Here is a 22,670-nt window from a genome sequence, read left to right as displayed (position 1 = left end):
TAGGTTGACCTGAAGCATCTTTTAGTTGTTTATTCATTACAAATCAACCTCTTTTCTATTCAAAAATGTATACAGAGGAAAGACAAGTATAGAAACCAGTATGAACAAAATAACATTTCCAGCTGTTGATAAACCATAAAAACCGGCCTGATATTGTTTGTAAATGATAGATGCGATTAAATCCGTACTGAATCCTGGCCCACCTTTGGTCATAGCCCAAATTAGATCAAACGTTCTCAACCCGCCAATAAAGGAAAGAATAATGACGGTATTCATTGCTGGCCGACTTAAAGGTACAGTGATACTCCAAAATTTATGCCAAGCATTCCCCCCATCCATTTCCAGAGCTTCAAAGTAATCCTCAGGAATTGACATAATTCCAGCTATAAAAATAACCGTTGCTATTCCCACACCCTTCCATACATCAACTAAGGCTACTGATATAAGTGCCAGGCTCGCATTTCCTAACCAGTCAGGCCCAATAATGCCTATAATTTCAAGAGTTTTATTAATCGCTCCCTGTGATGGATGCATCAAGGATGAAAAAGCAATTCCCACTGCTATCGTACTTAGCAGTGCAGGAAAAAAAATCATTGACCGAATAAAACTGATTGTTCTAAGCTTTCTACTTAGAAAAACTCCCAATAACAAACCAATCACTACCTTTAATCCACTAGTGACAACAGCATAAACGATGGTATTTTTAAAGCCTATATTTAGAGAAGGCTCAGAAAGAAATGTTTTAAAATTCTCTAATCCTATGAATTTCCAATCTGTTAATGTCCACCATGTCATACTAAAAAAGAAGGATAGAATGGTTGGCAACAAAAAGAAGATAAAGTAGATGATGGCGGCTGGCACTAAAAAATAATAACTATATGTACGTGCATTAATCTTATTCATTTGCAACACATCCTCATTGAAATGATTTAAGTAATCCCGCTGTTAATAGCGGGATTACCATCCAAAAACCTACCAGCCTTCAATTCCTAATTGCTTAGCCTGCTTGGCAACATCTTTATCATAAGCCTTAGCCCCTTCGAGAGCTGATTTAATGCCACTTCCTACTTCTGTCGTGATCTGTTCCAAATTCGGACCCTTAATAGGTGATAAAAATTCAAGAGCTGGTGTGGTCTTGCCCTCTTCAAAATATGGTAGTATATCATTCACCATTGGATAAACATCATCTGGCAGTTCTACGTCTTTAACTGCTAAAGGACCATCAATGGAGACTGCAGACATATAAGCATCTACACCTTCTTGTGAAACAAAAACTTCCATCCATTTTTTAGCTAATTCTACATTTTTTCCGTTTTTATTGGCATAAATAGCAGGTGGCATCCATACAGTAAATCCATTTACTTCTGCGTTATCAGATGGCTGAGGAAATACCCCAATATCATCAATCGCTTCTGGATGATTTTCTGCAACTGTATAGATTAAACCAGACAGCTGAGGATAATGAACACCCGTACCTTCAGCCAGCATCTTTACACCAGCTTCATATTTTGTTGAAAGAAAATCTTTATTTAGAAATCCTTTTTCATAGACTTCCTGTAATTTTTCAAATCCTCGTAATGCTGCAGGTGTATCAGCTACTTTAGCTTTATTAGCTGTGTATAATTCCGGAAAATCAGATTCCTCGGCTATTACATTGTAATTATCTTCGAGGAAAATCATTTGGGAAGTTGATGTATCTTTATAAGTACCAATTACTGCAGTAAGACCAGCAGCTTTAATTTTTTCATTATTATTCATCAATTCATCCCATGTTTTAGGAATGGAAAGACCTAATTCTTTATAGACTCTCTTATTATAGAGCCAGCCCCCAACACCAACGGATGAAGACGGAATACCATAGACTGCTCCATCTATAGAAACAACATCCTTATATGAATCCATAATATTTTCTGCGAATGGTTCCTTACTGATATCCACAAAATTTTTCTTTGGATTTAATGCTTGTAACAAAGAACCGGAGTTATACAATAACAAATCTGACATATCCCCTGTAGCTAAACGAGTTTTTACTAAATTATCTCCTTCAGCACCGCTTGGGGACGACTCGAACACTGTCTTGATCCCATACTTCTCCTCAACTATATTAGCAATTGCCTCCACTCCCTTTTTTGTAGTTGAGTTTGGGATTAATAAAGTTACTTGTTTGGATTCAGATCCACTTGAGCTATCATTACACCCAGCCATTACGCTCACGATCAGTGCAATGATGATTAAGAATGATATCCTAACTTTCATGATAAAGCCTCCTTTTTTTGCTTCAGGCAAGATTGTTCCCTCCCTATTCCTTACAACTATTGTTCATAATAATTGTAAGGGCTTACACAAATGTTTCATAGTTCGCTTAATTTGTATTTATGTACTATTTTTTTTGAAATGGCCAAATAAAATAAACCCACCTCGTCGGTGAGTTTATATCCCCTGTTTTCTATAATCTCCTGGTTTTTCTCCAAAATATTTCCTAAATGTCTCTGAAAAGTGTCTATAGCTATGGTATCCCACTTTTTCACTTACCTCTGTTACTTTTTGACCGTCTGACAGTAACTTCTTAGCTTGCTCCATTCTTATCTGAGTCAAGTATTTAATATAGGGCATGCCTACTTTCTCTTTAAACAAAACACTAAAATAGGTAGAATTCAACCCTACATACTCAGCAACTTCCTGCAGGGTTAAATCTTTATAATAATATGTCTTTATATATAACCGAGCTTTATCTACTTGACTCATATTCTTAACAAGCTGCGAATCTTTTATTAAGGTTAGAATCATTCCCATTTGTTCATTCAACCAGTTGAACATCTCTTCCCTTGTGCCTAAATGTCTAATTTCCTGTTGTGGAAAATAATCTAACTTATTTAGCAATTCCAAATGAAGATTCAAATCTTCTGCAACTTTTAGGCATAAGTAAACTAGTTTTAAAATTTCACTTTCGATTAATTCCAGATGGCAAGTGGTCAAATATAATTGCTGAATAAACTCATTTACATGTTTATTCATTTCTTGAGATCTACCTAATTTAAGGTTTAATAAAATAGGTTCAATAATACAATCAAGATTAATCGATACATTCGAACTTTTTATCATTTCATCAAAATAAACAAACCCGGTCTTTGAATTAAATATTCCATATTTTAAGGCTCGAATCGCTTCATTATAACTTTTATCAAGGCTGCTTATTCTTGTATATGTATGTCCGACTCCAAACGTAATTTCTGGTGAAATATTCCTAATTCTGTTTAAGGTTTTGTTGAAATTTTCCGTCATATGATAAATAACCATACATCTATGATTTTCATTTCTGACTTGAACAAATATTTCTTCATCAGATTGTTGGATAAACGGAACCATTTCTTTATAATCATATGCAAGGGCAGTTAAGCCAACAATTTGGTTTGAATTTACTCCAAAAGCCTCCTCCCACTTACGAAGTGCCTGATTCCCTTCATACAAAATATCCATAGTAGCGTTCTCTAATCTAGTACTTTTATTAACTTTAATTTTTGATTCCATATTCCTTTGATTATTATAAATTTTTATGCAGCGCTGCAGAACCTCTTCAACCATCTCTATGGTTATCGGCTTTTCTAAGTAATCTATTACACCCAGTTTAATAGCTTTTTTTAAATAGTCGACATCATTAAAACCACTAAATACAATACAAATCGTCTCAGGGGATTCCTTGAGAACTTTTTCGATGAACTCCAACCCTGTACATCCCGGCATTCTAATGTCCGTAAATATAATATCTGGCTTATGTGTATGATATAAGTTTAAAGCCTCCAGCCCATTGTTCGATGTTCCTATTAGTTCAACATTATAACTTGACCAATCAATTAAATTTTTCAAGCCTTCGAGAACGATATATTCATCATCGCAGACCATTGCCTTAAGCATCAAGATCATCCTCCAGCCTATCTTTATATCTAATCTCGATTATCGTCCCAATATCTTTTTCACTTTTAATAGTTAACGAACTATGCGGTCCATAGTATAACAATAATCTTTCCTCTACATTATTCAATCCAAATCCTGGTTTAATGCTATGCAAATTCGAGATACCAACTCCATCATCCTCAATCGTAAATACAACATAGTCTTCATCCAACCGACCTGTCAGAATAACTGTACCAGTACCTAATTTTTGTTCCAATCCATGGTATACAGCATTTTCAATAATTGGCTGTAACAGTAGCTTTAAAATTTTCTTATGCATTAATGATTCTTCAACTTTTTCAATGTACTGGAATTTATCTTTATATCTTAAGTTTTGTATGGTCAGAAAATGCTTGATATGTGTCAGCTCTTCCTCGACAAATATGAAATCTTTTCCGTTACTTAAGCTGATTTTAAAACTTTCCGAGAGAGCCAGAACCATCTTGGCAATATCATCATTTTTTTGAAGAGTGGCCATCCAGTAAAGTGAGTCTAAAGTATTGTATAAAAAGTGGGGCTTTATTTGAGCTTGTAATACTTGTAATTCCGCCTCTTTTGCTTTTAATTTCGATTCAATTAATCTACTGTTTAATTTTTCATTTTCAGAAGTAACCTTTTTAAATGTTTCTCCAATTATCTCTATTTCATTTTTTTTGTGGGATAAGTCTTCACCCCAAATGGATATCATATTTTTTAAATTTATGACCGGCTTGGTCATTTTTCCTGATGCAACAAACGAAAAGAAGAATGATAGAATCACCATGATAAATGAAATGATTGCTGTGACCCACCTAATGTATGATGAACTGGCGTATAGATCATCATTCTTAATAATATTTACAATATTCCAACCTGTTGTCTCGTTTTTAATGCTACTCACTAAATATCCATTTTGTTCAATACCAATAAGCTTTTCTTCTAGATTTTCTGCTTGTACTTCTTTATAATCATTAGCCTTAGACTGAGTATACACTTGCTTAATTTGACCGATCTTTTCATCATAAATCGTGATACTATTAGCTCCTCTTTTTTTAAACATTCTATTAAAAATAGCTTTATCAACATTGACAACAAGCATCCCTAATATTTCCTCTTCAAATACATTACTGGAATTCAGAATGAGTTTTGCAGAAGAAAATGTATTCTCCGAAAGGCTATTAAGTACATTATGACTAAAAAACATGGACCTCCCTTTCGCTTCCGTTGTCAGTTTAAACCAGTCATTATACTGAATATATTTATATACACCCGGCTTATCGTACATCCCCATACTAATAGTATTTCCGTAACAAACTGAGCGTTGATTAGCATCAAATAAACAAATAGAGGATATATTCTGTGTATCAATAAAGTAACTATTTATTAATTTTTCCAATCTCTTCACTGTACTTTGATCCAATGATAATTCAGAATCTTTATCAACCAAGGCACCTTTTTTTAGTTCATTCTGAATCGTTGAATTCCAGGTAATGATTCTTTGCAAGTTAATAATATTAGTGAAAATTAAATCAGTAGTTTGAGAATAAGTCGCTAAATGATTTTCGGTAGCATTGATTTGATGATTTGCTAGTGTGTTTTTCGAAATATTCAAAGAAATTACACCAAGAATAACTAGAGGAATGGTTGATCCAATAACCATTATTAGAAAATAGGAATATCTTACTTCATTTAATTTACTCCAGCCCGCTATTTTTTTGACAAATTTAAACATACGTTCACCCCCAATAGGTCAAAAAAGGAAAACGCTTACAAAAATATTGTATATTCTGCATTACTGTAGTATATAATTATAACCGTTCTCCCAACCTTTTTAGGCCCCGATAGTAATACTTAAAAAATAATCTATATTCCATTTTTCATACGAACATTTTTATCTAAACATTCTCACCGATCCTCCACCAAAATATAGACAGCTTTCATTGATCAATGGATTCCAACTACTAGAGCCACTTATATAATTGTTTATAACCGGAATATGTTTTAAATTTTTTTGCGTAATCCATTGTACAGCCTGAGTCATTCTCGGAACGATTGTACTTTTAGGTATGATAGAAGCATTACTTCCCGTTAATAGACTTACTTATCAATCTGCTTTTTCGGCGAACTGAATAAAATAACAGTCACTGATACTCTAATGTAAATTCACTAAAACGTAATACCAATGTTCGACTTCTCTGCACAATAATATTTTCTGTATCAGTAGACAACTCCAGTTAATGAACGTCTATACTCTCTAATGGCCATTGATTTGTATAAATATAAGTCCAAATTCTCACCTAGGACGATTATGGACTCTACTGCACCGTTTCTATTGATACTTGATAGAAATTTGTATGAATATGTAGGTCGCTCCTATATTTCAAAGAACTCATAGTTAAGCAATTACTTACTTTTGATAAATATACCATAAGATACACTTCTTAATACAAAAAATTACAAAACGACTATATTTATATCTGTTGGCTTTTAATCTTTTAAATCAATAAACAAAATCGTTATCTGGATTATATATTTTATATTTTCCTGAATAGATGCTACTGGTTTACATTCAACTTACCCCAAAAATATACATGTAATACAAAATAGGTAAATGTCAAATTTAACAGAAATGAGTTCGATACAATAACGAACTCATTTCCAACCCGCTGACTAATGAAATAACCGTGTCTATCTTTTAAATGTCACCACAAAAAAAGAATTTCTCCCTTATGGATTTTTCACATTAAAGGTGTCCCCATCCTCTAAATTCCCGGATTTATATCCTTTTTTAAACCAACGCTTCCGTTGTTCAGATGAACCATGAGTAAAGCTCTCCGGAACCACATACCCTTGAGCTCTTTTTTGGATTGTATCATCACCAACGGCACTGGCTGCTGTGATAGCCTCCTCCATATCCCCTTCCTCAAGTAAATCCATACTCTCAGCATGATGAGCCCATACACCGGCTAAGTAATCAGCCTGCAATTCAAAGCGTACTGAATAGTCATTCGAGCTTGTACGCTGCTGATTTTTATCGGTTTCCAATAAGGTTTGTACATGGTGGCCGACTTCATGGGCGACAACATAGGCCATCGCAAAATCACCCGGTGCTTGAAACTCCCTTTTCAGCTCATTATAAAAGCTTAAATCTATGTAAAGCTTATGGTCTCCCGGGCAATAGAATGGACCGACAGATGACCCAGCCGTTCCACAGGCTGATTGAACACTATCATTATAGATAACAAGAGTAGGCTCTTCATATACCAAGCCCTCCTCTTTAAAAAGCTTAGTCCAAACCTGCTCAGTATCAGCTAAAACGACCGATACAAATTCAGCGAGCTCCTCTTCTTCCTGTGTTCCAACGTACTCTGTATTTGTAGTATTGGTAGATGTGCTTCCTCCCAGCTGATTTAATAGTTCAGTAGGATTTCCACCTAAAAATGTAATCACCAACAATAGTATAATACCGCCAATCCCACCGCCGATGATCCCTTTACTGCCCATGCCTCTGCGGTCTTCCACGTTTGTACTGGCTCTTCTGCCCTTCCATTTCATACAATTTCCTCCCAATCGTCTCTAATCCTATTTATTGCTTATACCCGTAATTGAATGGAAGTAATTCATGAGATTAGTAGATTAGCTTATTTCCTAATGTAATGAAGATGGGCCAAATCTCTCACTCTGTCCATAATTCCTAGTAATATTCTATTATTTTCTTTAGAAATTATTAAATTGAGTACTAATTTACAACAAAGGGTATATATTTTATATATAGAAAAGTACAAAAAATCAATAATAAAGGATGTTTAAAAATGAAAGCATTCAAAGTGGGGAGACCGGTATTTATTATTGAAAAAGGAGAAAAAGTAGAAGGAGTAATTGCTCAAATAGACAATGCCAAGCAAATAGCCACTGTCTATTTTAGAAAACCAGTTTATAACCTAAGAAAAAGAACATTCCGTTATGAATATTTGCATAGTTTAGACGAAACTGTCCTAACATCGGACGACTATTTAGACCTTATGAATCTGGCAAAGTCTTTGGGCCAAGAAGAGCTTTACGAAGATTTTATGACAGACTTAAGAAATCTTAATACACACTAACCCCGGCTTACTGATCTCACATCTTAAGATTTACACCTCTACTAAACAATCTACTATCATAAATAGAATTTATACTACCTTCTAAATTTAATAGAGATATTTCCCACCTTAGTTGGGCAAGGATTAGTAAGCTGGAATCATTATTATAAAGTGAATTTTTACATAAGACCGCCGTATAGATGGATCACCATTTATATAAAATTCATAAAATAAGAAAAACCAGCTTGAGTAAATCCACCCAAGCTGGTTTTCTATTAATTAGTATTCACTTACTCTGAAGGCTTAATGTTTTCTTTTCCAAACATACAAGCCGCTACCAGCGATAAGGAATACACCTAAAACCAACAGAATATTTAATGTAGATTGGCCAGTTTTAGGATTTTCAATGAAGTTTTGCACCACTTCCATAATAGTTGGTTCTTCTTGATCTGCAGCTGTGTCATCTTGAACAAATCCTAGAACCTCTTCATTTGTAGCTACTTTAACTGTTACAGAACCTTCCTCAACTATTTCCTCACCATTCACAACCACCTTCGCTACCGCAACGTTCGTTAATTCACCAACGTCCTCTGCAGTAGCCACATGTTTGACTGTAAAGGTTTTAGTTTCGTCTGCTTCCAGTTTTTCAATAACCGTATCGAGACCAACCATTTCGTCGACTACGTTCACATCAGCCAAGACGTGTTTGCCTGTGTTCGTAACAGCAATAGTGTATGTGATAGTTTCTCCGACTTTAACCTCTTCTTTATCCGCTTCTTTTTTCACATCAAGAGCGTAAGTAGGATCAACGATGACTGTTACTTCATCACTGATTGGATCCATACCGTCTACAATCGCTGTTATTACATTTGTATACGTTGTATCAGCAAGGTCTGTTTTCGGAATCACATAGTCAACTGTATACGTAGCTCTTTCGCCAATCTTAAGATTAATTGGACCTTTATAGCCTTCAAGTTCCAATTGTCCAATACTAGCATCGCCATTTTTACTGAAGATGCCTTCAAGTTCGATTCCTTCCAAATCAATGTCACCAGTATTCTTCACGGTGATTGTATAATGGATGGTTTCACCTTGTTTGTACTGTTGTTTGTCTGTTGTTTTGGACACTTCAAGACTAGGTGTTCCTTTGGTGTTTTCAATTGGCATTTCAACTACGGATTGATCATCAATTGTAACTGTCCATTTTTGTCCTTCTTTGAAAATGTATCCTTTAGGAGCCTTCGTTTCTTTTAATTTATATTCTCCATATGGCAAGTTCTCAAAGAACGCTACCCCTTCTTTATCAGTAGTTAGAGTTTGGACATTTCCATCTTTATCAGTAAGCGTAAATTCTGCTCCTTCCAAGACTTTCGTGTCATCTGCAGAATCGACTTTAACTACTTTCAAATCCCCAACCGGCTCATAATGATTAGTGAAGGTTACTACCCTTCTATTGTTTTCACTTACCACGATTTGAGCTTCAAGCGCTTCTACGGATTCTTCCGTACCGCTGACTTGATAGCTTGTTCCAAGATAGTTATAAGATTCGTTACTGTAAGCTTGATCAGGCTTAATCTCTTTGATGGTATACTTGCCAGGGTTCAAGCCTTTTAGTACCTTACTATCTCCGGCAAGTATGATGATTTCTTCAGAACCATCTGGGCCTGTAATAATGAAGGTAAACTCAGCAGCATCCAAGTGATCCTTAGATATTCCAGTCACCTCTTTATTCACCAATACGCTACCAAGCTCATAGCTGTTAGTGATGTCGAAATCCTTAACTGTTGCTTTGTATCCAGGAACTGGTTCCTCAGTCACAGTGTACTTGATTTCCTTACCATCAGCGTACTTATCAAGATCTTTGAAGGTATACTTCCAGTTGCCTGCCTCATCAGGTGTCACTGTTGCGCTATCGATTTTCTCTTCGTTAGCAAACAAGTTCACCGTAATAGATTCTGGACGTTTGCCATCCTGATCCTTGTTGTCATCCCATGTTTTTGTACCAGAGATGTTGAATTTCTCAGGTGTATGAGTGTTGGTGATGTTATAGCCATCAACGACTGTATCGTACTCAGCAACTGCTTCCTCTGTCAAAGTGTACTCAATTTCTTGGCCTACCTTACCTTCCTTATATTTCGGAAGGTTGGTGAAACTGTACGTCCACTCATCTTCTTCAGTCACAGTCTTGCTGCCAATTTTCTCACCGTCAGCCAATAGGTTCACTGTGATGCTTTCAGGGCGTTTTCCGTCTTGGTTGTTGGCATCATCCCATGTTTTTGTACCGGAAACGTCGATTGTTTCAAGTTCATGAGTGTTGGTAACCTTAAATCCTTCAGCAGCATCTCCCGTAATCGCATCGGTGTAGCCTTGTGGTACGTTAGACTCAACTACAGTGTAGGAAATCTCTTGACCACCATCCCTGTACACATCGAGTTGGGCAAAAACGCCAGTCCAATTATTTTCATCATTCAACTCAATTGTTTCGCCTGTGTCTTTACCGTCCGCAAATAGACTCATAGTGACTTTATTCGGACGAACTCCATCCTGGTTGTCCGCGTCATTCCAAGTCTTATTCACTTTCACTGAAGTCTGTTTCGGCAGATGAATGTTATATACTTTATAACCTTCTTTTGCATCTCCAGTGACAGTATCGGTGTAGCCCTTCGGCACTTCGGGTTCAACTACTGTGTAGTCAATTAACTCTCCACTTTCATTGTACTTATCTAGCTCAGTGAATGTGTGAGTCCAATCATTTTCACCATTCAATACAATATTCTTACCTGTCTTACTACCATCAGCCAACAGGCTCACCGTTACTTCCTCAGGGCGAAGTCCGTCCTGATTATCTGCATCGTCCCAAGCTTTGGTCACTTCTACTGAAGTCTGCTCAGTATTGGTTATTACATAACCCTGAGATGCGTTTCCAGTAATAGATACACGATAGCCTTCGACATCAGACTCAGCTACGGTATAGATGATTTTCTTTCCACCGTCCTTATATACATTAAGCTCAGTGAAAGTATTGGTCCAGTTATTATCAGGGTTCAACACAACAGTCTGGTCTGTTTCTTTTCCATCAGCCAGCAGACTCACCGTTACTTCCTCAGGGCGGTGTTTGTCCTCATTGTCCCCGTCATTCCAAACTTTAGTTACCGTAACAGAAGTTTGCTCAGGTGTATAGGTATTAATAATTGTCGTTCCTTCAAACTTGGTACTATAATCTTCAACCCTATTCTCAGTTAGGCTATAGGCAATTTCATTTCCATTTGCATACTTATCAAGATTATTAAAAGTATACTCCCAGTTGTCCTCAGCCGTTACTGTAACAGAGTTGAGCAGATTACCGTTTGCCAACAAGTTAATAGTGACAGATTCTGGACGTTTTCCATCTCGATTGTCTCCATCATCCCAGATCTTCTTACCAGAGATAGAGGTTTTCTCCACCTCATGGGTATTGGTCAACTCAAATCTCTTGGCAGCATCTCCACTAATTGAAACCTCATAGCCTTCAACAGCGGACTCGGCTACGGTGTAGGTGATTAATTCCCCATCCTCATTGTATTTATCAAGTTTGAGGAATTTATCTGTCCAGTTATTTGTATCATTTAACTGAACGGTTTTACCTGTTTCAGCGCCATTAGCTAACAAGCTCACCGTGATTTCGTCAGGGCGAATTCCGTCCTGGTCATCCTCGTCATTCCACGTTTTGGTCACTTCCACTGAAGTCTGCAAGGTATTGGTTAACACATAACCATCGCTCGCGTTTCCAGTGGTAGATACCCGATACCCTTCCACGTTTTCTTCACCTACGGTGTAGTAGATTTCTTTCCCATCCTTATCGTATTTATCAAGAGCAGGGAATTCATCTGTCCAGTTATTATTATCATTTAATTCAACGGTTTTACCTGTGTCCTTACCATTAGCCCACAAACTTACCGTTACTTTTTCCGGACGGAGGTTATCCTTGTTATTCGCATCAGACCAAACCTTGTTTGCTTTTACTGAAGTCTGCTCGATATTCGTTATCACATAACCCTCAGTCGCATTTCCAGCAATAGATACTCGATAGCCTTCGACTTCAGACTCAGCTACCGTGTAGTTGATTTCTTCCCCATTCTCATTGTATTTATCAAGTTTGAGGAATGTGGCTTTCCATTCATTATCACCATTCAATTCAATGGTTTTTCCCGTTTCATCCCCATCAGCCAGCAGACTAACTGATACTTTTTCTGGACGAAGCTTGTCCTTATTGTTGCAATCATTCCATACCTTCGTTACTTGAACTGAAGTCTGCTCCGTATTGGTTATCACAAAACCTATGTTTGCATCTCCAGTAATGGATGCTCGATAGCCTTCAACTTCAGACTCAGCTACGGTATAGGTAATTTTCTTCCCGCCGTCTTTATACACAGGAAGTTTGGTGAATGTGCTGGTCCAATTATTCTCAGGGCTTAGCTCAACAGTCTCGCCAGTCTCTTCTCCATCAGCCAGCAGCTTCACGGTGACTTTGTCAGGGTGGAGATTGTCCGCTTTTTGCCCGTCATTCCATGTTTTGGTCACCGTCACAGAAGTTTGCTCAGGTGTGTAGGAATTGGTAATAGTTGTCCCGTCAATATCAGTGCTGTAGTCTTCAACCGCATTTTCAGTTAGGCTATAGGTAATCTCATTTCCATTGGCATACTTATCAAGGTTATCAAAAGTGAATTCCCAGTTGGTATCAGCTGTTACTGTTTTAGTTCCAATGAGATCACCGTTGGCAAATAAGTTAATAGTTACAGATTCAGGACGCTTTCCATCCTGATCGTTGCTATCATTCCAAATTTTCTTACCAGAGATTGCGGTTTTCTCCACCTCATGGCTATTGGTTAACTCAAATCCATTGGCAGCATCTCCACTGACTGAAACCTCATAGCCTTCAACAGCAGACTCAACTACTGTGTAGCTAATCTCCGTTCCATTTTCAGAGTATTTATCAAGCCCATCGAAAGTAGCAGTCCAGTTGTTATTACTATCTAACTCAACAGTCTTGCCCGTCGCATTTTCATTAGCCAGTAAGTTCACCGTTACTTTTGTAGGTCGAATTCCGTCCTGGTTGTTTGCGTCATCCCAAGTTTTCGTCACTTCCACTGAAGTCTGCAAGGTATTGGTTAACATATATCCATCAGTAGCATTACCGGTGATAGATACCCGATATCCTTCCACATTAGACTCAACTACGGTGTAGGTGATTACTTCCTCATCCTTATTGTATTTCCTTAGGTTTTTAAAAGTAGCAGTCCAGTTATTTTCTTCGTTTAGTTCTACGGTCTTATCCGTATCTTGACCATCAGCAAATAACTTAACTGTTACCTTTTCAGGACGGAGCTGACCTTCATTCTCGTTATCATTCCAAACCTTGCTGACATTGACGCTCGTCTTCTCTGGTCCAGTAATGGTTGTTGTAACTTCATTTGTGACTGTATCATCGATTTGCCCAGAGTTACGAATAATATATTGATTTTCACTATCGAATAGTGATTCTTCCACATTAACCGTGGCTTTAAAGCTTATTTCAGCACTACTATTAGCTGCCATTTCTCCAATTGGGATTGTTAGAACTCTAGAATCTTTATCATAAGTAGCAGTATTGATACGGTTTCCATTCAAAGTTACTGAATCTGTGTCTAATGTTAATCCTGGATCAAGCGTATCTGTCAAAGTAACATCTGTTGCTCTCTTTTCACCTGTATTAGATGCAGTGAAGGTGTACGTTAGCTTATCTCCGTTTAACGCCTCAGTCGTATTGACACTCTTCTTTGCACTCACATTAGGTTCAAATTGAATAGATGTCGTAATTTTTAAGTTAGACTGAGTTGTGTGTCGTTCCATATAGAAAAAGTCAAAATCGTAATCTTCTTCTTCTTTAAGACCCAACTGATCCAACTTTATGGTGGCTGATTGTTCTTCGTGAACACCGCCCAAATCTATAACGCGCTTACCGTTTATAAAAACCCATACATCATCATCACCCGTAAACGTAAACTCTTCTCCACCTTTATAGGTGAACTTCGTATGCATTTCCAGAGTGAAATGATAATTATGGTTTCTACCTTCATTTTCTAACAAAAGTCCATCAATTGGATAAAACCGATTACTTGAATAACTATATGTTCGCTCACCTTCTTTTTTCAGCGGCAAATAGGTTGATAAAGTCTCGCTCTTCTCTGAGTCATTAAATAAATTATCAAACATAGAGTAGAGTTTAGCATCAGATAAATTGGGTGCCCCAGAATAAAACATTGATCTTGTATAGTCAAGCATATTCTGATTAAAAACTGGCTTTTTATCATCACCAATATCTACATTGACCAATTCTTTTTTACCGGAAGTAGAGTTTAAACTCATTTCGAATAGATACCCATCCGCATTAAAATCGCGAATCGTAATAGGTAACCGAATAGCTCCAGTGTCTGATAAATTTGCATTAGATTCATATGATTCTCCATCATTAGGTTTTATAAAACTTAAGGCACCATTTTCATCATCTGTAGATGTTGAGTTATCACCTTCAGTTGACTCCTCTTCACTGCCTGCACGGTCTTGAACAGTCTCTTCCATCTCATTTACCGCTTGAATAGCAGGAGCTTCATCTTTCGTAATTTCTTCAGTTCCTTTTTCATCTTTATCTTCAATTTCTTCCTCTGTTACTACTGCTGGTTCTTTTGATACATCAGTTCCACCCTCAGTTAAATCTGGGGTACTTTCTTCAGCAGTTACTCCTTCTTCCTCGGTTGTACCTTCTGTTGTTTCATCAGTTGTCACTTCTGGTTCTGGTGATGTGACCTGAATCGCAACAGATTGAGTACCTCCGTTCTGAGCAGTTAGTTGTGGCATGTAATCACCAGCTGCATCAGCTGATACTTGCACTTTCACAACTTGATTACTTTCTTCTTTCCAAGTAAAACTTAAGGATTGAGCATCTTTATTACTGATATCAATAGTGTCTTGACCTTCAGTAAATTCCTTAATACTCAAGCCAGTTGGTACAGAGAATGTTAATGTACCAGAATCTTCTCCACTGTCAGTAAGTGTCGCTGTTAACATATCTCCTTCTTGAGCAGATGGTTTGTCGAAACTGATTCCAACAGTTGTACTGTCAGCATTAACATACTGAGTTACCGGAGTTAAAATCGTTTGCACAAGAAGAAAAAGCAATGTCAGAATTGAAAATGCTCTTTTTCTCGTGCGTTTTTTCATGTAGTACCTACTCCGAGTCGATCTCATGATTCACACACCCTTATGAAGTTTTTTGGAGCAGCTTTTAAGCTCTATTTAATAAATTTCGCAAAACATCTCCCCTCATTTATATTATTTACTAGAATAATAGTGAAAATAATAACTATTCTAATAAACTATTCACATCATTATATTATCAATTTTCCAACAATTTAAACTAATGTAATTATTGACAATAGTTATATTAATATACAATTAGAGATATAGGATTAAGTTAATGAAACATGCGGAAAACATAGTGTCGAAGGGCTAGTTAGGAGGTTATGTTTTTTTAAAGGATTGATGAAATTTTTACAAATTAGTGACAAATAAACTTGGCATTTCAATCTCTTATAGATAGATTGCAAATTTTGATTCATTGCGGACTCCTTTTATACATGCAGACAAATAAAAAAAGCCTTATTAAAGGCTTTTCAAAAAGAGCTATCTATCCTTTTATACGCATCATTTAAAATACACGGTTATACTTTCTATACTGATAGATTTTTATATAGCAGCATTAATTGACTTACTGTGTCAACTTATTATCAATGTACTCTTTAAATTCCTGCAATTCCTTTTCCTCCGGCCTGTTGCCATCCATAACCTTCTGTACTGTTTCAGCTACCAGTTTAGGCAGTGTATTAATTGCCCACTCACCCGCTTCTTGTTTAGAAGTAATGATTCCTGCTTTTACATACCAATACACCCTAACCATATTTAGCACACAATACTTCGGATCCTTCTCTAAATTAACAAGACACTTCCGATAATCTTCCATTATGGATGAAAGATAATCACTTTGGGGAACTAGCGGGAAAACCTCTTCAATTGGAGGACCCTCAAGGCAAATCCCACGTCTATGAAGAATAGTAATATGAGCAGCTAAGTCTGGATCTTTTATGTCTGCCTGATTAAGATAGTAGTCTGCATCCTCTTCATACTTTTCTCTCCAATATTCACTGTAATGGAAATCATACGGACAAGGATGCTGCCAATTCCTTAGTTGATCTTTGTTTAAAAAACTGACTTCAATCGGAAATGGTTTTCCGGAATTGGATAGAAAATAAGTAACTAACTCTTTTTTAGCGTCTAAGGTTAGTGGATTTTCAGTCACTACAATAAGGTCGATGTCACTGGACTGCGGACTAAATCCATCCATAGCTAATGAACCATGAACATAGAACCCTTTAAAATTATCTTGAAGACTTTCTTTTATTTGCTTTAAAACCTTATAGACATAATCTTTTATTTCGGTTGTGCTAGTTTCCCATGAATAAATCATACTTACACCCCTCAATGAATTATTTACTCTTACTCTATTTTTTTGGTAATCTTGCTCACACTATCACATTATCTTTAATCAAAAAGCGAGTCAGACCGCATTTTCATGAAAATTTTTCCTTTCCATACTTACACAATAGTATAAAAACAAATAAATATCCATTAAAGATTGGATAATAAGGCTACCAAAAAACACAAATCGTCTATTACGGACACAAAAGGGCCAAACTATTTATGATTTAAATCGAAAAATCGATAGAAAGAGTTGGTATTACGTTCATTCAGGTATCATTCGAGTAAACATGAATGGGATTAACTTAAATAATGTTTGCTTCCATTCAGTTGCTCTAATGTTCTTATAGCTAAACTCGAAATTAGTTTCCCGCTACCTGCAAAGCTTCACCGTTTAACGTAAAAGCTGGATACTGTCACTCTTGCAGACCATCTACACCCATCCACATAAAGAATACCGTCTACACTCCCTTATAATACGTTTTTTTATTTCCACCCACTTTCTCCTGTCAATGGACAGGAAGGTTCAACTTTTGTTAAGGTGAATATGAAACTAAATAACCAAATCATAAATGATTAAAAAGGTAAATCAACGAATTAACAAATTCTATCAAGAGTTCATCATAATATGGACTCTTTTTTCTTAATTTTTTGTATTTATGAAAAGGACTCTATTTTATATAATTTTAAAAAGAATGTAGTGTTTAAATCATATAAAAATCTGTGAATTTAAAGGAAGTGTTACTATCTTTAGTGTATTTTCTACATTTAAGATACCAGGAGAAAAAAGCGAGGAAGTTATAGATATTTATAGAAACCGTTCTCGGAAAGTTGATGAGGCTCCCGGATTCATTGATTTTTTCCTCTTGCAGAATGAAAAACATCCTGATGAATTGACCGTTCAATTACTGTTTGAAGAGAAAGAGGATTATCTTAACTGGGTGAGGAGCAGCCAATTCAAAGAGATTCACGACTTAGAGAAAAAGTATCCTGATCAAGAATTAGCCGGTGTTATACCTATAGTGACAAAATATAAGGTGGTCTGCAAGTAATGAATACAACTCTATTCATTGAACAAGTGACAGAACGAATCTATGCACTCGATCCATCCTTACAGGAACGCTATGGCGATAAAGGAAAAGACAAATGCCGGGCAGATAACAAACATCATCTTGATCATCTGCAAACGGCCTTTGAATTAGATAATGCTAAGGTATTTACTGACTATACACTCTGGTTAAATGGGATCCTGCAAAAATACGGAATGAAGATACAAACACTGCTGGATAATTTCGTGATATTAAAAGAAGAGTTGGAGCAAATTTCTGATATGCAAGATATAAAAAAGAAAATGTACCTATCCTATTTAACAGATGCTATAGACATTCTTGAGTGCGAAAAAGCCAAAGAGGAGGCATAACTATATGCAATCGATTATCGATTTCACCAGCATCTTACTTTCTGGCAATTACAATAAAGCCTGGGATTATATTAAATCTCTTAAACATCTTTCAACTTTAGAAACTTATGATCAACTCCTAACACCTGCCATGCAGCGAATTGGAGACTTATGGGAAAACAATGAGATTACAGTAGCCGATGAACATATAGCGACAGCAACCTGCGATTTTGTTTTATCCAGATTGGCGTTTGAGCACAATCTTAACGCAACACCTACTAAAATGAAAAAAGCAATGTTCCTTTGTTTAGAAGGAGAGCAACATTATATTGGTCTAAAAATGGCTGCTCAATTATTCGAGGAAAATGGCTGGGAAACCAAATATTTTGGACCGAATCTTCCCCTTGAATATGCGCTACATACTGCCATCGAATGGGAGCCAGATGTCATCGGACTTTCCTTGACCATTGTAACCCATTTACCAAAGTTGAAATCATATACAGACAGCTTCAAGGCATTATCTATGCCTCCGAAAATCCTTATAGGCAGCAGATTGGGCAATAAATATGATTTAAAAACGTACTCGAGCGGAGATCCCATCATCGTAACGGATTTATCGGATATAGAGACGTGGCTAAAAGATTATTCTATAGGAGAGACAAAAAATGCAATGTATTGACACACCACTACCACTTCCCTATATAGTAGTAGACTATAACGGAAAAATTCTGCAATACAATTCTCTGTCATCTAATCTATTTAATTTGGACACCTCAGATATTTCAGGAATTATTGATGATGAAAGCATGAATAAGCTTGTCAAAGCAAGTTTATCGAATGAAAGTACGCAACAAATAGAAGTGAATGTTCATACGAAGGAGTCCTCGCTGGTCTTATTTGATGTATATCTGTCAGATGACTCAACCGGAAGAATGCATATTCTTTTTGTATCCAAGGAAAAGAGCAATCAATTATATCTTGATAAAATTATAGAATTGCAGGAAAGACTGGCACACACAGATTTTGAATTACTCGAGCAAAAAGAAAAACTGGAAGACGTACTGATGCGATTAAACAAACTTTCCGGGCCCTTTATCCCTCTGTCCAATAAAATGTGCTATATCCCTTTATTCGGGGACATAACATCTGAAAAAATCAACTTGATATCCGAGCATGTCCTCCACTCAGTCTTTAATGGAGAGTATCAAAATATTCTAATCGATTTAACCGCTGTTGGTGAAGTACAAGATGATGGTATCAAAAAATTAATCGACCTCATCCGTACGCTTCGCTTTATGGCAGGAAGCAAGATCCAGCTAATAGGCATTCAACCAAGACTGGCAAAGGTTCTCTCTACCTATGAACTTGAAAGTATAGTTGAATTCAAATCATCCCTGAAGTATATCTTACAGAATGAATATGCATGATGATTAACAGCATTTATTATAACCAGTCTTTCATGCCAATCTCCGAATAATTACTATAATCAAAGATACCCTTCAAAAAAAAGGTAGATCAGCAACAAATTATGCTAATCTACCTTTTTGAACAAACATATAACTATTAAATTTCATTTTTTAAAAAGAATAAGAGTATTGATATGTCTTCCCGTTCTCTATCTTAACTGTGACAACAACTTGGCCTTGGTTTTTGGGGATTCCAGTAGTAAATGTTAAACCCATTCCCCAACTACTAGATGGCGCAATCTCAGTATTTAGTCCAGCCTTGATTATGTCATCAGCAGATTTAGATGTAAATAGAGAGCCATTCTTATAAACTTGGACTTTCTCTACATATACTTTATCGGATGTGTCTAAGTTCATCAATTTAAATGAAATGCTCTTGATTACGTCATTAACACTTGATGATCCAAAGGATGAGAAATATAGAGTTGGTTTATCTGAAATAGTGATAGTTACGGTCCCACTCTTTCCATCGGCAGTTGCAGTAATCGTTACCGAACCTTCCGAGATGGTCTCTAGTATACCATCTTTACTAATAGTGGCAATAGATTCATCACTGCTCTTCCAGGTAACTTGTTGATTTGTAGCATCTGTTGGTGTAATATCCGCTGTCAACTGCTGCGTTTTACCTGTTTTCATTTTAGATGGTCCGTTGATAGTGATATTGGAGACAGGGATTTTTTGAACTGTCACAATTTTTGTGGCTTCCGCAGTGTTTCCTGCAGCATCGGAAACCGTATAAGTAACCGTGTATTCACCTTCTTTTTGTGTATCAACTGAACCAGCTGTCAATATTTTCGAAGTGATGTCACCATCGTTATTATCGGAAGCGGAAACGCCATTTAATACGTTAAATTCGGTATATAGACCGATGGTTACATCCGATACTCCCGAGAAAACTGGTTTAACATTATCAATCACAGTTACAGTCCTATCTGCAGTTACAGTATTTCCAGACTCATCTGACACTGAATATGTTAGCTTATAGCTTCCAGCCTTGTTGATATCGACCGTGCCATCCACTTTAATTTTAGAAGTTATATCTCCATCACTGTTATCTGAAGCGGTTATGCCTTTTAATGGATTAAAATCTTCTCCAAAATTAATTTGAATATCTTCCACACTGGAAAGAACAGGAGCAGTACTATCAATAACTGTTACAGTACGTTTTACAGAGACGTTGTTTCCAGATTGATCGGAAACTGAATACGTAAGAGAATAGATACCTGCTTTTTCTACATTAACTTCGCCTTCAACCTTAATTTCAGAAGTTAAATCCCCATCATAATTATCAGTTGCCGCAACACCTTTCAAAGAATCAAACTTTTGACCAAAAGGAATCTCGACATTTTCAACACCCTTGATAACAGGAACAACCTTATCAACAACCGTTACATTACGTTCTTTAGTTACTTTATTGCCTGCTTCATCAGAAACAGTATAAATCAGCTTATAGGGTCCAGTTTTATTGACATCAACTGTACCTTCAACTTTAATCTTGGAAGTTAAATCCCCATCGTTTTTATCAGAAGCAGAAACACCTTTTAAAATATCGAACGTTTCTCCAAGAGCAACTTGGGTGTTATTAACCCCTGTAATTACTGGCTTAACATTATCTACAACCTTAATGGTACGATAAGCCGTTGTTTTATTTTTAGCTTTATCTGTAATATCGTAGGTAAGCTTATAAGATCCTGCTTTTTTCGTATTTACCGTTCCAGATATTTTAATATTTTTAGTAATATTGCCATCAACATTATCCTTCGCAGTTACACCAGCACGTGGATTAAAAGAAGTATCTATGTTAATAGATTTATTCTTTGCACCAGATATAGTTGGTTTAACAGTGTCCTTTTTAACAGTAATCTTGCGTGTAACAGTTCTCTTATTTTTTGTCTTATCTGATACAGTATAGGTTAGTTTGTATGTTCCTATTTTGTTAGTATTAACTTTTCCAGTGACTTTGATTTTTTTAGTGATATTACCATCTGCATTATCTTTGGCAGTAACACCGGTAAGAGGCTTAAATGTTGAGCCAGCGTAGATCGCCTTATTGGAAACTCCGGAAATGGTAGGTTTGGTTGTATCTTTCTTTACTGTAATAGTTCGAGTGACTATTCTTTTGTTATTCGTCTTGTCTATAACAGTATATTTAATTTTGTATTTTCCGACTATTTTAGTGTTTACTTTTCCACTTACTTTGATTTTGGAAGTGAGGTTCCCATCGGCATTATCAGTAGCTTTGACACCTGTTTTGGGATTAAAAGAATACCCTTTGTATACGGTCTTATTTGATACTCCAGTGATTATTGGTTTAGTCGTATCTTTCTTAACTGTCACAACACGCTTTACTGTACGAGTGTTCTTCGCCTTATCAGTTACCTTATATGTTAGCGTGTATTTACCCGTCTTTTTTGTATTCACCTTTCCCGATATTTTGATACGGCTTGTGATGTTTCCATCAACATTATCTTTCGCTACAACCCCTTTTTTCGGATTAAACGAGTGGTTTAAGTAAGCGGTTGTATTCTTTGCCCCAGTAATGGTCGGTTTAGTCTTGTCGGTTGCTGCATTGACAAAATTCGGAGAAAAACAACTGAAAAATAGAGCTAAGCTTACTACAACCATTAACAACCTTTTTTTCTTGTGCATCTTAAACACTTCCTTTCTTCGTTTGGCAGGTAATTAAAATTATCCGTGCATCTGATAAAGTACATACCTGACTTGCTTTAATTATATCATTATAATTAATTATAGATATAATGTTATAAATACAACCACTATTCAGATTACTCTGTATACTAGAATATAAACAAAAAGTGAGATAGGTTATCCCATTCCACTTTTTACTTGCTGTCTTATTTAAATCACTTCAAATCATCCATCTTATCCGTCATTCATTGAGTGCTTTGAAAGCAAGCGGAAATATCCTAGTCATAAAATTAATAATACATTAAGAAATCGAGCGGATCTGTTTCTACTCTACCTCTTATTTTTGAATTCAGTTTCACTTTGAAGGCAAGCAATATGTTATACGAAAAATGAATCATAAATACGTCCAAATCGAGGATGTAGTAGCTACAGAGAATACAGGTGTACCCAGTATAGAAGTATTTCGTAGGAAAGTATCTCTTGCATATTTTAAGAGAATATCAGGATAGAGTTTCGAAGGATTAATAAATTTCCTCTCCATCTTCTTCTGACAGTAAGATATAGTTTTCAGATATGATATTATATAAAAAGATA

Annotated in this window: 13 protein-coding genes; 5 read left to right on the top strand and 8 right to left on the bottom strand. The window is 36.2% G+C overall.

The genetic code is table 11. The annotated features are described in order from the left end of the window. Positions 1 to 36: 36 nt before the first annotated feature. From AC4D4A_RS12930 to ypfJ, 5 genes are all read right to left on the bottom strand, one after another. Entirely contained in the window at positions 37 to 903 is an 867-nt protein-coding gene (locus tag AC4D4A_RS12930) for a carbohydrate ABC transporter permease (RefSeq protein ID WP_490996284.1), read from the bottom strand. A gap of 69 nt (positions 904 to 972) precedes the next feature. Then, positions 973 to 2,256, bottom strand: coding sequence for an ABC transporter substrate-binding protein (locus AC4D4A_RS12925; RefSeq protein WP_490996283.1), 1,284 nt, complete (start codon positions 2,254 to 2,256; stop codon positions 973 to 975). 174 nt (positions 2,257 to 2,430) lie between these two features. After that, positions 2,431 to 3,912, bottom strand: a complete 1,482-nt coding sequence (locus AC4D4A_RS12920; protein ID WP_490996282.1) for a response regulator — start codon at positions 3,910 to 3,912, stop codon at positions 2,431 to 2,433. Continuing rightward, positions 3,905 to 5,662: a cache domain-containing sensor histidine kinase gene (locus AC4D4A_RS12915; RefSeq protein WP_490996281.1), complete on the bottom strand. Its 1,758-nt coding sequence runs from the start codon at positions 5,660 to 5,662 to the stop codon at positions 3,905 to 3,907. Before AC4D4A_RS12915 ends, AC4D4A_RS12920 begins: the two co-directional genes overlap by 8 nt. A gap of 995 nt (positions 5,663 to 6,657) precedes the next feature. Continuing rightward, positions 6,658 to 7,485 (bottom strand): KPN_02809 family neutral zinc metallopeptidase, encoded by an 828-nt coding sequence (gene ypfJ / locus AC4D4A_RS12910; RefSeq protein WP_490996280.1) that lies wholly within the window; start codon positions 7,483 to 7,485, stop codon positions 6,658 to 6,660. A 257-nt stretch (positions 7,486 to 7,742) separates the two neighbouring features. Between ypfJ and AC4D4A_RS12905 the strand changes: the two genes are divergently transcribed. After that, the gene (locus tag AC4D4A_RS12905; RefSeq protein WP_490996279.1) at positions 7,743 to 8,033 is read left to right on the top strand and encodes a hypothetical protein; all 291 of its coding nucleotides are present in this window, start codon (positions 7,743 to 7,745) and stop codon (positions 8,031 to 8,033) included. Between the two features lie 282 nt (positions 8,034 to 8,315). On the opposite strand, the gene AC4D4A_RS12900 is transcribed toward AC4D4A_RS12905, so the two are convergent. Both AC4D4A_RS12900 and AC4D4A_RS12895 read right to left on the bottom strand, forming a co-directional pair. Further along, complete coding sequence (locus AC4D4A_RS12900; protein ID WP_490996278.1) at positions 8,316 to 15,248, bottom strand: Cna B-type domain-containing protein; 6,933 nt, start codon at positions 15,246 to 15,248, stop codon at positions 8,316 to 8,318. A 547-nt stretch (positions 15,249 to 15,795) separates the two neighbouring features. Beyond that, positions 15,796 to 16,551, bottom strand: a complete 756-nt coding sequence (locus AC4D4A_RS12895; protein ID WP_490996277.1) for an aminoglycoside adenylyltransferase domain-containing protein — start codon at positions 16,549 to 16,551, stop codon at positions 15,796 to 15,798. A gap of 757 nt (positions 16,552 to 17,308) precedes the next feature. Between AC4D4A_RS12895 and AC4D4A_RS12890 the strand changes: the two genes are divergently transcribed. From AC4D4A_RS12890 to AC4D4A_RS12875, 4 genes are read left to right on the top strand one after another with little or no spacing between them, the layout of a single operon-like run. Next, on the top strand, positions 17,309 to 17,614 hold the full coding sequence (locus AC4D4A_RS12890) for an antibiotic biosynthesis monooxygenase family protein (RefSeq protein ID WP_490996330.1): 306 nt from the start codon (positions 17,309 to 17,311) through the stop codon (positions 17,612 to 17,614). Next, a complete protein-coding gene (locus tag AC4D4A_RS12885; RefSeq protein WP_490996276.1) occupies positions 17,614 to 17,982 on the top strand; it encodes a hypothetical protein in 369 nt (122 codons plus the stop codon). Before AC4D4A_RS12890 ends, AC4D4A_RS12885 begins: the two co-directional genes overlap by 1 nt. A 4-nt stretch (positions 17,983 to 17,986) precedes the next feature. Next, a complete protein-coding gene (locus AC4D4A_RS12880) occupies positions 17,987 to 18,640 on the top strand; it encodes a cobalamin B12-binding domain-containing protein (protein WP_490996275.1) in 654 nt (217 codons plus the stop codon). Further along, complete coding sequence (locus tag AC4D4A_RS12875) at positions 18,627 to 19,388, top strand: STAS domain-containing protein (RefSeq protein WP_490996274.1); 762 nt, start codon at positions 18,627 to 18,629, stop codon at positions 19,386 to 19,388. The genes AC4D4A_RS12880 and AC4D4A_RS12875 overlap by 14 nt, the downstream gene beginning before the upstream one ends. A gap of 150 nt (positions 19,389 to 19,538) precedes the next feature. Here the strand turns inward: AC4D4A_RS12875 and AC4D4A_RS12870 are convergent, their stop codons facing one another. After that, entirely contained in the window at positions 19,539 to 22,052 is a 2,514-nt protein-coding gene (locus tag AC4D4A_RS12870) for an immunoglobulin-like domain-containing protein (protein WP_490996273.1), read from the bottom strand. Between the last annotated feature and the right edge of the window lie 618 nt (positions 22,053 to 22,670).

Source organism: Pradoshia sp. Z5_111 (genome assembly GCF_058267535.1).
Note: the sequence above shows the minus strand (reverse complement) of the source record. Positions and strands in the feature narration are given on the sequence as shown.